Annotated in this window: 14 protein-coding genes; 6 read left to right on the top strand and 8 right to left on the bottom strand. The window is 35.8% G+C overall.

What is annotated here, in order from left to right:
* Positions 1-7 precede the first annotated feature (7 nt).
* From ZA07_RS04670 to ZA07_RS04645, 6 genes are all read right to left on the bottom strand, one after another.
* Positions 8-370 carry a hypothetical protein gene (locus ZA07_RS04670; protein ID WP_053970571.1) on the bottom strand — a complete coding sequence of 121 codons (363 nt, stop codon included), beginning with the start codon at positions 368-370 and terminating at the stop codon, positions 8-10.
* Between the two features lie 14 nt (positions 371-384).
* Positions 385-1239 (bottom strand): DUF5777 family beta-barrel protein, encoded by an 855-nt coding sequence (locus ZA07_RS04665; RefSeq protein ID WP_053970570.1) that lies wholly within the window; start codon positions 1237-1239, stop codon positions 385-387.
* Positions 1240-1295: 56 nt separating this feature from the next.
* Positions 1296-1883, bottom strand: a complete 588-nt coding sequence (locus ZA07_RS04660; RefSeq protein WP_053970569.1) for a T9SS type A sorting domain-containing protein — start codon at positions 1881-1883, stop codon at positions 1296-1298.
* 17 nt (positions 1884-1900) lie between these two features.
* Entirely contained in the window at positions 1901-2281 is a 381-nt protein-coding gene (locus ZA07_RS04655; RefSeq protein WP_369793527.1) for a hypothetical protein, read from the bottom strand.
* A gap of 99 nt (positions 2282-2380) precedes the next feature.
* Positions 2381-2854, bottom strand: coding sequence for a hypothetical protein (locus tag ZA07_RS04650; protein ID WP_231628630.1), 474 nt, complete (start codon positions 2852-2854; stop codon positions 2381-2383).
* 21 nt (positions 2855-2875) lie between these two features.
* Positions 2876-3940, bottom strand: a complete 1065-nt coding sequence (locus ZA07_RS04645; RefSeq protein ID WP_053970567.1) for a hypothetical protein — start codon at positions 3938-3940, stop codon at positions 2876-2878.
* A gap of 102 nt (positions 3941-4042) precedes the next feature.
* Here ZA07_RS04645 and ZA07_RS04640 point away from each other — a divergent pair, with 102 nt between their 5' ends.
* The 6 genes from ZA07_RS04640 (at position 4043) to ZA07_RS04615 (ending at position 10789) form a co-directional block, all read left to right on the top strand.
* Entirely contained in the window at positions 4043-4567 is a 525-nt protein-coding gene (locus tag ZA07_RS04640; RefSeq protein WP_053970566.1) for an RNA polymerase sigma factor, read from the top strand.
* Between the two features lie 47 nt (positions 4568-4614).
* Positions 4615-5517: a FecR family protein gene (locus ZA07_RS04635; RefSeq protein ID WP_053970565.1), complete on the top strand. Its 903-nt coding sequence runs from the start codon at positions 4615-4617 to the stop codon at positions 5515-5517.
* Positions 5507-8020 (top strand): TonB-dependent receptor plug domain-containing protein, encoded by a 2514-nt coding sequence (locus ZA07_RS04630; RefSeq protein WP_053970564.1) that lies wholly within the window; start codon positions 5507-5509, stop codon positions 8018-8020. Before ZA07_RS04635 ends, ZA07_RS04630 begins: the two co-directional genes overlap by 11 nt.
* Before the next feature lie 67 nt (positions 8021-8087).
* The gene (locus ZA07_RS04625) at positions 8088-8678 is read left to right on the top strand and encodes a HupE/UreJ family protein (protein ID WP_053970563.1); all 591 of its coding nucleotides are present in this window, start codon (positions 8088-8090) and stop codon (positions 8676-8678) included.
* An 84-nt stretch (positions 8679-8762) separates the two neighbouring features.
* Positions 8763-9200, top strand: coding sequence for a dCMP deaminase family protein (locus tag ZA07_RS04620; RefSeq protein ID WP_053970562.1), 438 nt, complete (start codon positions 8763-8765; stop codon positions 9198-9200).
* Complete coding sequence (locus ZA07_RS04615) at positions 9197-10789, top strand: S41 family peptidase (RefSeq protein ID WP_053970561.1); 1593 nt, start codon at positions 9197-9199, stop codon at positions 10787-10789. The genes ZA07_RS04620 and ZA07_RS04615 overlap by 4 nt, the downstream gene beginning before the upstream one ends.
* Here the strand turns inward: ZA07_RS04615 and ZA07_RS04610 are convergent.
* A complete protein-coding gene (locus tag ZA07_RS04610; RefSeq protein ID WP_053972044.1) occupies positions 10786-11391 on the bottom strand; it encodes an FAD-dependent oxidoreductase in 606 nt (201 codons plus the stop codon). The two genes, ZA07_RS04615 and ZA07_RS04610, sit on opposite strands and share 4 nt — an antisense overlap.
* A 1-nt stretch (position 11392) precedes the next feature.
* Complete coding sequence (locus tag ZA07_RS04605) at positions 11393-11590, bottom strand: hypothetical protein (RefSeq protein ID WP_053970560.1); 198 nt, start codon at positions 11588-11590, stop codon at positions 11393-11395.

Genomic DNA, 11590 nt, shown 5'->3' with positions numbered 1-11590 from the left:
TTTGTTTTTATTCTATTAAACCATCGTCTTCCCAGGCAATAACCAAGTCTATCAAATTTTGAGGTAAGCGTTGACCTCCTAATGGCATCAAAAAACTAGGATCTTGGGAGGATATTCTTCCTATTAGATTGTTGTTTTCAACCGCTGATTTTACTTGTGAATAAGTAGTCAGTGATAGCGAAGTGCCATTAATAGGGGGCGCGCCATGACAGCTAATGCAGTTAGAGTCAATGATGGTTTTTATGTGGTTGTTATAGGTAATGGTTTCTGATTCATCTATGGGTGTTTGGTCTATGAGGTCTTCTTCACTTGTATTTGTACAGGAAAGAACACACACCATAAAGAGTAAAAGTGGAAATACATTTTTCATAGTTTTCTTTTTATTTAAAATACCCTACTAAGATTAAATCCGAAATAAATATCGCCATCGCTCCAGTCACCAGTAGCTTGCCCTAAAAACATGTTGGTGTTCATTGGTTGGGCATTGGTAAAATGCATCTGGAAAACATGTCCGCCTGTTTCCAAATCAATTCCAATGGAAAGCGGGTTTTTAAAAGGTGAATTATCTGCTCTATTCATATGCCAGCCATAGTCCATGTTTAAAGACCACCGGTTGCCCAACTTGTACCGTCCTCCAAATCCCAAAGCAAACTGGGAGTTGTCTTGATCATTGACAACTACATAATTGTCATGAAAAAATGTAGGGGCAATTTCTAAAGAGAGATTTCTGTTCATTTTTCGAGCAATCAAAAATTGAACAGTATAACCTAAACGATGCTTAAACTCTAATTTTGGGAGGTTGTCTTTTTCTAAAGAGGTATTGACCAGTATAGATTGGTGTCCCACTATAGTAAATGGAAATCCTTCGGTTTCCTGTTGCAGTAATCGATACTTAATGGCACCTTCATATATTTTTTGATAAGAGCTTCTGGAAACGCTGATGTTGAATGCATCCGAAATACCATAAATGAAATTTAATCTGGTTACGGCATCATCCAATCCAAAAAAGGTGTCAAAACCATTTTTAATGCTCCCAAATCTATGGGCGACAACTAGAGTCAATTCATTTTTAGCTACCAATTTGGTGGATTCAAAGTTGACAATTTTTAGTCCTTTAAAAGTGGCTTGAACCACTTGATTTGAGTCAATGGAGGTATCGATTTCACTTAATAGATCATCTTCTTCCTGAGAAAATATAGCTAAAGGGAATAACAAAAGAAAAAAACAAAATAATCTCATATGGTCATTTTTAACTGCTTTCAGGAATCTTCCTGAAAGCAGATTTAAAAGTTCTTCTAATTAATTACAACACGTTTTATCGCGGTATTTTCTCCAGAATTGATTTTAACCAAATAAATTCCTTTTTTCCAGCTCTGAACTGGAATGGTAAGTTGGTTGGATTCTTGAATGGGCTCATCGATCATTTGTTTTCCAAGAAGATCAAAAACTTGAATGCTTCCAAGAATAATAGGATTTACCAAATTGATTTGAATTTCTTCAGAGGTTGGATTTGGTAAAATGCTGAAAGAGGTTTGATCAAATTCCTTGATGCTTAAACTGGGAACAACAGTAATAGTTCCAAACATGTTGGAGTGTACACCGCAGATATAATCATTGACGCCTTCTACGGTAAAGGTGTATGAAAACGTTTGACCCATGCCAGTAAGAAAGCCACTGTTGAAGGTTTCTACTGAGCTTCCTGAAACGCTTTCAACCGTATGTGGTAAAGCGTCTGTCCAGGTCCATATTACAGTATCTCCAACTTCAATGGTCAAATCAGCCTCAGGACTGTTAAATCCAGTTTCCCAATCAAGGTTGTAAGTGGTCTGTGCTTGGAGCAGAGCTCCAGCAAATAGGGCAACGAAAAGTAATTTTAGTTTCATAATAAAAGGTTTTGATGTTAATTAATAATAATGCATTGATCTAATTTCAACTGTTCCAGTAAGTTGTCGTAACCTATAAAGCGTCCCTTTAAGGTAAGAATTTTATTTTTAGAAGGTAAATTTGGTGAGTTTTGGAACAGACAGACTACCGCATGATCCAAAACTAATTCAAGCTCATTTGCTTCAGATATGGTTCCTGATACCTCAATGACTTGATTAAGGTATTTGGATTCTGACTGATCTGGATTTATAGCAAATTGAGAGGCAAGCTCCTCAGCTGTAAACTGATAGGTGGCTTCTTCCTTTGCAATATTCCTATGGTTTTTTGAAACATAGAAATAGGATGCAATACCAATGACAACCAAGACAATAACTACGATTATTTTTTTCATAAGGATTGGTTTTGTAAATACTGCTCTAGAAAAGACTACAAACTAGAGCAGTATTTGGTTTTCAACTATTTACTTCAATGGTATTTTCTTTTTCAATTTTCATTTCTATAGTCTTGTAAATGTCAAGGTGTCTGTTCCTCCATTTCCGCCACTTACATCAATGAGGTTGATTGTGTTTTCATTGTATGAAGAAATGTCCCAATCATCGTTAAGGTCTTCAAAAGCACTGCTTTCATCTACTGGGAAGAAGATGTTGAAGTCCATATCATCATTGCTGTCGTCATTACTATTGCTGTTAGTAATAGACCATGAACCTGTTAAAGTGTTTGAGCCGTTGGTTGCAGTTAAATCCCCATTGTCTTCAAAGGTGAATGTGTACCCAGTAAAATGGTTGGTTTCATTTTGACCAGAGTCAATGAAACTGCTAATTTTCCATGTGCCAGACTGGGATACCATAACGGCATCTTGAACAGATGAGTTAGGCATGTTGTCATCATCATCTGAAGAACAGGTAGAAGACATAAGTGAAAAGCATAAAAGGCTTAATAGGGCATAAAAAAAGGTGTGTTTGGTTTTCATAACGTATTTGTTTAAAGGGATTTAATTGCAGTAATTTTCATATCTAATTCTATCATCTCCTAGTCTAAGGTCCACTTTAGTTTCACCTGGAGGAGCATCTAGTTCGTGTAGGATCCAATCGTTGTTACAGTATGGTAAACTAGGTACATTTATGACGACTATAGTTGTGCCATTATTGTCTGCAGTACTCCAAGTGCCATAAATCGTATTTGAGCCATATGTAACGGAAAGGGAATCGTCTGTATAGAAATTAAAGACATAACCAATATAAAGATCATCATAGTCATTGCCATTCCTTTCTAATTTATCAACACTCCAATCACTACAATTGGTTAATATTTCTACAATTAAGTTGGGGTTGCAGCCGATACAGTCATCATCATCATAATCATAATCATCATCTTCATCACATTCATTACCGTATGATAAAATGGCCGATTCCAATTCGTTGAGATTGTTAATAACCATTTGTGTGTTATCAAACAATTGAATGCTTATCGGGAACTGCATCTGCGCTATTATTTCAGGTGTTAAAGAAGCAATAAAAGTGTAAAGTTCACTGTCATCAAGGAGGGTTATGGCATAAAGAAGTTCGTTCTCCAAATTGAAAATGGAAAGATTTAGGGGGTATACAAAATCGAGGCATTCTATGTCGTCGTCAATTTCATTTTCACCAGTACAAGTGGCTGCCAAATTGGTTAACTCGGTTTGATTGTTAATGACTGTGGTTGAATAATCGCTAAAGATGACTGTAATGGGGAAATAAATCTCAAGAAAATCAACATCGTTTATAGAATCATCAAAAATGGCTTCGATGGAACTATAATCATCTTCTGTAGCGATGATTAATTCGGTGCCGTTGGCTACCACGGTAACAGGTAAATCAACTGTCAAACAATTGGCTTGATCAATAATATTATCAGGAGAACCATCTTTCATGGCTATACGCTGCATGCTCATGGCTACACTTGAATTGGGTTCGATGGTATCCTCTGGGCTCGTGTCTATAAATTCCATTTCCTCTTTTCTGCAGGAAGAGAAGATGGTCAAGAGTAGTAATGCAATATGGAAAAATTTAATTTTCATAAGATTTAAAGGATGTCTTTATTAATGAAACAACTTAGTCCTAAAATCTCCTGAAAAAATTTTAAAATATTTATATACCTTTAGAAACCAGAATGAATTCACTTGGCTAAAGAACTGCATAAAAATATTTGTGAAGAATCTGTGTTCTCAGGTATTTACAATAAATACTCCAAGGACTTATATGATTTTTTATATTATAAATATGGAGAGAAATTTAATCCAGAAGATAAGGCTCAAGAAGCCTTTGTTACTCTTTGGAACCAGTGTAAGCAGGTAACTTTATCTAAAGCAAAATCCTATCTTTTCACGGTGGCAAACAACATGATGTTGAATGAAATTAAACATCAAAAAGTAGTCTTGAAACATGCCGAATTAAAACTTAGTCGCCAAAGTGTTGAAACGCCTCAATTCGTTTTGGAAGAAAAGGAATACCTCGAAAGATATCAGAAAGTGTTATCCAAGATTCCAGAAGATCAGCGGGTTGCTTTTATGTTGAGTAAGGTGGAAGGGAAGAAGCACGCCGAAATTGCAGAAATGCTGGGGGTGACCAAAAAAGTGGTGGAATATCGAATTTATTCCGCTTTTGATACCTTAAAGAAGGAGTTGGAACACTTTAAAATAAAATAATCAGGATTTTTTAGCACTCAGTTGTTATATCAATAAATAGGTCAAATATGAATAAGGAAGATTTAGTGAGAAAATGGTTGAATGATGATCTTAATGCTGAGGAGCTCAAAATGTTTCAGTCGCTGGAAGAATATGCCGATTTCAAGAAAATTTTGGATACTGCAACTTATTTTAAATCGGATGCGGACAATCAGATGCCTTCATTTGAAGTATTTGAATCCCAGTATAAAGCAAAAAATCGGGTAGTTTCAAAAAAGAAGAAAAACTGGATTTGGAAAGTTGCTGCGATATTGGTGATCGGTTTTGGACTTTTTGCAGCTTTTATGTTTAATAGTCAAACAGTTGTTACAACGGCGGCAAGTGAACAAAGAGAAATAAAGCTTCCCGACCTGTCCTTGGTGACTTTAAATGCGGCATCTAAAATTTCTTTTGATGAATCTAATTGGGATCAATCCAGGACGGTTAATTTAAAGGGTGAGGCTTATTTTAAAGTTGAAAAAGGGAAAACTTTTGATGTTGTTACCCAAAGCGGAACGGTTACCGTAGTAGGGACACAATTTAATGTAAAGCAACGTCACGATTACTTTGAAGTCGTTTGTTTTGAAGGGAAGGTTCAAGTTGTTGCGGATACTTTGAAGCGATTTTTGACTCCAGGAAAGGCTATTAGAATATTAAATAGTAAATTAGAAGAAGGAAATGTAAACTTTGGTAAACCCACTTGGTTGAATAACCAAAGTGTGTTTGAAAATGTGCCTTTCAAAGAAGTATTGGCTGAAATAGAGAGGCAATTTGGAGTTGAGGTGGACTTTGAGAATGTCGATGTGCACCGCTCATTTACTGGAGGATTTTCGCATGATGACCTTGGTAAGGCCTTACAGGCAATCACTGCACCGATGAACATGAGTTTTTCAATAGAAACTAATAATCATATTCTTATACATGCCAATTAAAAGGCAAACTTTTGGGGCTTTCTTATGTTTTTTGTTTTTTTTCTTTCCTTCGAGCTTCTCACAAGAAATTCAAGGGGATAAGGAACTTCATGATATTCTGCAAGAAGTTCAAAAGCAATATCAAGTGCAATTTAATTATGCCAATGATATTGTTTCAAAAATTAGGCTTGCACCCCCTTCCTCAAACCAGTCACTAGATGAAGTTTTGGCTTATCTGAAAAACCAAACAGGTCTATTGTTTGTCAAAACAGATGATTATTTTATTTCCATAAAGAAATTGGAGGGTATTATGATTTGTGGGTACTTACTTGACGCCAATACAATGGAGGCCATTGAAAGCGCAACCATACAATCAGAAATAGATTATGCAGTAAGTGATGAAAACGGTTTTTTTCAGCTCATGGTCAAGGATCAATTTGGAAGGATTGCTTTAAGGCATTTGGGTTATACCTCTTCGGTTAGATTTGTAAAAGATATGGTTAAAGGAGATTGCCTCAATTATTTACTTCAACCAAATTTACAAGCATTAAACGAAGTGGTTATTTCCAATTTTATGACTCAAGGGGTTAATAAGGTTAGTGATGGATCTTTTCAAATAAATTATACAGATTTTGATATTCTTCCTGGAATTGTAGATGCCGATGTACTTCACTCATTACAGGCTTTTCCGGGTGTTCAAAGTGTTAATGAAACAGTCTCAAATATCAATATAAGAGGTGGGACTCATGATCAGAATCTTATATTGTGGGATGGAATAAAAATGTATCAATCAGGGCATTTTTTTGGATTGATTTCTATGTATAACCCACAAATTACAGAGGAAGTATCCTTATTAAAAAATGCGGCTGACGCTTCTTATACAGATGGTGTTTCTGGAACAATTTTAATGAAAACCGATCGTAATATTACGCCTGTTCTTAAAGCCAATTTTGGTTTGAGTTTGATAGATGCCAATGCATTTCTGGACGTGCCTGTAGGTAAAAATTCTTCCGTTCAGATAGCAGGTAGAAAATCGATTAGTGATTTTATAAAAACACCTACGTATAATGAGTTTTTTGATCGCATTTCACAAGACACCGAAATTGAAGAAAGTGGTTTGGTAACCAACTCTGATAAACAGTTTAATTTTTATGATGCGTCGTTGAGGTGGTTGTGGCAGGTAACTGAAAAGGATCATTTTCGATTCAATTTTTTGAATGTCAATAATGCGTTGCTTTTTAATGAAAATGCAGTAGTTAATGGTCAAAATGAGTCAAGGGAAAGTAAATTGACCCAGAATAGTTTTGCAGGAGGAATCTTGTACACTAGACATTGGTCTAGCTCATTTCGCTCTGAAATTGAAATTTATGAAACCGATTATAAGTTGAAATCGACTAATGCTAATATATTGGATTCTCAACGTTTTTTACAAGAAAATTCAGTTTCAGAATCTAGCTTCAAACTAAAACTCAATAAATCTTTTAAAGAGTTGTTTAATGTGATGGGCGGTTATCATTTTGTTGAAACTAAAGTTCGTAATTTAGATGATGTTGATAACCCAACCTATAAGCTATTGGTGGCTGAGGTATTAAGAAGTCATGGCGCATTCCTACAAGGGGGCTATCGATCAAAAAATAGAATGTTGAATTTGGCCGTGGGAGGGAGGTATGAGTATTTGGAAAAATTCAAATCCTATTATTTAGAACCTCGGCTCAATGTTTCTTATCAGATTGTCAATGGCTTGACCTTAGAGATTTTAGGAGAAATGAAGCACCAAAGTACATCACAGATTGTGAATTTTCAAAATGATTTCTTGGGGATAGAAAAGAGAAGGTGGCAGCTAGCAAATAATGAGGATATTCCCATAACGGAAAGCCAACAAGGGTCAATAGGTCTAACTTTTGAAAAGCATAAATGGCTTATTAGCCTAGAGGGCTATTCAAAAAAGGTGGAAGGGATTACAGCACAAAGTCAGGGATTTCAAAACCAATATGAATATATAAGTTCAAGTGGCGATTATGAGGTTTTGGGAGTCGATGTTTTACTTAGAAAGGCATTTGAAAAAATCAATCTTTGGACAAGCTATTCTTACATGGACAATGTCTATCATTTTGATAGTTTGGAAAGTGGGTCTTTTCCTAGTAATTATGATATCACCCATGCTGTAACTCTAGGATGTACTTATTCCAATAAAGGATTTATGCTTTCAGCAGGAGCTAATTGGCATACAGGCAGGCCTATTTCCCAACCTCTTTCAGAATCATCTATTTCAGATGGCCAAGTTGTTTTTGGAGAAACCAATGCCAATCGGTTGGATGATTATTTAAGGATTGATCTTTCAGGGTCCTATGATTTTCATTTGCATCGAAAGGCTCGGGCTAAAATAGGTTTTTCCATATGGAATTTATTAAACCACAACAATGAATTAAACCGATTTTATCAAGTAAACGACAACCAAATAAATGAGGTGGTTCAGCAGGCATTGGGCTTTACCCCTAATGTGTTTCTACGAGCATATTTCTAAAGTTGCGTTAAAACTCATGTTATCCATTTTGAAATTGTACTTTTGAGGCAACCTAAAATTGGAGTCTATGTGGGACGATTTTTTATTTAACGTGGAATACGGAATCCATCATGTATTGGATATTAATGCATATGACCACGTACTTTTTTTAATGGCTTTAACGGTGCCTTATGTTTTTAAAGATTGGAAACGGGTATTGCTTTTGGTTTCTATGTTCACGTTAGGTCATACCTTGTCATTAGTTCTAGCTTCTTATGATGTGGTTAAAGTTAATGGAGCCTTAGTAGAATTTTTAATTCCTGTAAGCATCATGGTAGTAGCCTTGTTTAATGTGTTTACAGCAGGTAAAGGAGCTCAAAAGGAAAAAGTGGATGTCTTGTTTTTAACTACCTTATTTTTTGGGTTAATTCACGGTTTGGGATTTGCGAGGGAATTTAAGATGTTGGTAGGAGGTAATGATAATAAATTATTAACCTTGGTTGAATTTGCTGTGGGAATTGAAATAGCTCAAGTTATCATTGTATTTATCGTATTGTTTTTGGGATATCTCACCCAAACCTTATTCCGATTTAACAAGAGAGATTGGGTCATGGTCCTCTCATCTATTGTGGTAGGGTTAACCATTCCAATGATTCTGAACAGCGATTGGTTATCTTAAACTAACTATAAATTTTTCATAAACTTTAATCAACTCGTTGTAATTCAGTTTGCAACCGAGTATCTTAGTTAATCATAAATTTTAATGAAAGAACATAAACAGCTTAAGTACGACAAGGCCTATTTAAGAATGGCCAAAGAGTGGGGGAAATTGTCGTATTGTCAAAGAAAGCAGGTAGGAGCTATTATTGTAAAAGATAGAATGATCATTTCTGATGGATACAATGGAACCCCAACTGGTTTTGAAAATTTTTGTGAAGATGAAGCGGGCTATACGAAATGGTATGTACTGCATGCTGAAGCCAATGCCATATTAAAAGTGGCATCCTCTACACAATCTTGTAAGGGAGCTACGTTATATATAACACTATCGCCTTGTAAGGAATGTAGTAAACTCATTCATCAGGCTGGAATTACTAGGGTAGTTTATGAAAAACCCTATAAGGATGATTCAGGTTTGCAGTTCATGAAAAAGGCTGGTATTGAGCTAAAGTTATTAGAAGATTTAGAAGAAGACATTTGAAATTCAACAAAACATATATCCCTTTATTTCTAGGAATCGCTATAGCGTTTGGAATTTATATTGGAGGTAATCTAGACTATGCTGATGCCAACGATAGATTATTCTCAAGCAATAGTAAAAAAGACAAGCTAAACAGGTTGATAGATTACATCGATTATGAATATGTAGATGATGTCAATACCGATAGCATTGTGGACGTTACTGTTAATGGAATTCTTGAAAATTTAGATCCGCATTCTATTTATATTCCAAAGGAGGAAATGGAACGGGTCACAGATAACATGAAAGGTGATTTTGTGGGGATAGGAATTAATTTTTATACGTTTAGAGATACCATAACGGTCATTCGCTCAGTGGAAGGAGGTCCAAGTGATCGTGCTGGTATAAAAGGTGGAGATAGAATTATTATGGCTGATGGAGATACCTTATATGGTAAAGACATTGAAAATGATGATATTATTCGAAAACTCAAAGGTCCAGTTAATTCAACCGTTCGTTTAACAGTTTACAGAAAAGATGAAGACCGCCTCTTAAATTTTAAAATCAAAAGAGATCATATTCCTATTGCAAGCGTTGATGCCGCTTATAAACTAACAGAGAGCTTGGGATATATTAAAATCAACAGATTTGCAGAATCCACCTATAAGGAATTTAAAAAGCAACTTACCAAGCTTCAAGATCAAGGTATTACTGAATTGGTTTTGGATTTGAGAGAAAACCCTGGAGGATTTTTAGGGGTAGCAGAGCAAATTGTTGATGAATTTTTAGAAGATGACAAGCTCATTCTTTTCACTAAAAACAAGCGAGGGGATATTGAAAAGAGTTATGCTACTAAAAAAGGAGATTTTGAAGATGGTGAAGTTTATGTATTAATAGATGAAAATTCGGCTTCTGCCAGTGAGATTGTGGCTGGTGCGCTTCAGGACAATGACAGAGGAACGATTGTAGGAAGACGATCCTATGGAAAGGGATTAGTGCAGCGAGAAATGGATCTTGGAGATGGAAGTGCCGTAAGATTAACGGTTTCTAGGTATTATACACCAACAGGAAGATCCATTCAACGATCTTACACTAACGGCAATCAGGATTATTATGATGAATACTACGAGCGTTTGGAGCGTGGTGAATTACTGGATGGAAGTAAAATAGAGGTTCATGACTCCTTAAAATTCACAACGCCTAAAGGAAAGGTTGTTTATGGCGGGGGAGGTATCATACCAGATGTTTTTGTGCCATTAGATATGGGTATGCAAAATGAAACCCTTACTTATCTTCAAAGACGCGGTTTTATCAGCAATTTTGTTTTTGAGTATCTAGAGGCAGATAGACATGCTTATGATGCTTATGACCGTGATACGTTTATTGATTCCTTTGTTACAGATGATGATTTAGTCTTGGAGTTTCAAAATTATCTAAATGATAAAACCAGGGCCAATATCACTTTCATAGCTTATAATGATGAGGTTAAGCAATACATAAAGGCTAATCTCGCTGATCAATTATACGGTAAAGGCGCCTATGAAGAAATTCTCAATCAAAATGACATCATGATTGATGAAGTCATTCAATTAAGTCAAGATAAACCTTAAATTTTGTCGTGAACTTGGGAGTGTTCTCCGTTGTTCCATTTGGTTAAAATATCGGTAGCCACTTGAGCCCCACTACCTGCAGCAATTGAAAACTGACTTCGCCATCCTGCTAAGGACCCGCATACAAATAGCCCATTTTTGATGAGATGATTTTCATTTTTAAGCCAAATTCTATTTTTCTCTTCTTTGGCTCTTGGATGTGGCGCTACGAATTCTTCCAATCCTTTAATGGAGAACAAGTTTGTATATCCCACAGCTATGACCACATTTTTGGCTTGATAGGTGTTTTTATTTGTTTTAATTATATAGAAATGACTCTCTTCATTGATGGAGAGCACTTTTTCTTTTTCAATCTGCTCCACATGTGGGTATAGCGCCTTTAATTTTGCTTTACCTTCATGCAGAATAGATTCCCCAGTAGTTCCTGGGGCCAAACCCAAAACATTATTGAAAAGAGCGGTTTGAAGATGGGACGTTTTTTGATGCATAATGATGCCTACCTTTTTGTTCTCTGCATAAGGTTTGCTTCCTGCAGAACCTAAAATTAGGGCACAAGACATTCCAGAGGCACCACCTCCTATGATTAATGCATCAAAAACCATCTTATTTTCCAATTTGTTTTTCGATCTTTTTGGAAATTCTTAAAATTTGTAGCAAAACCAGGGCGCACAAACTTGCCAAAATGGTTATCAAGGCGATAATACTTTGGCCTTCAAAAGGATGGTCAAAGTCGATTTGAGTTATATTGAAGGCCATTAAAATGAGGGCCAACACAGATAAAATGATGATTAAAATTCTCAT

The sequence above is a fragment of the Mangrovimonas sp. ST2L15 genome (genome assembly GCF_001280515.1).
GTDB lineage: Bacteria > Bacteroidota > Bacteroidia > Flavobacteriales > Flavobacteriaceae > Mangrovimonas > Mangrovimonas futianensis.
The sequence above is the reverse complement of the archived record's forward strand: the minus strand, read 5'-3'. Positions and strand labels throughout refer to the sequence as shown.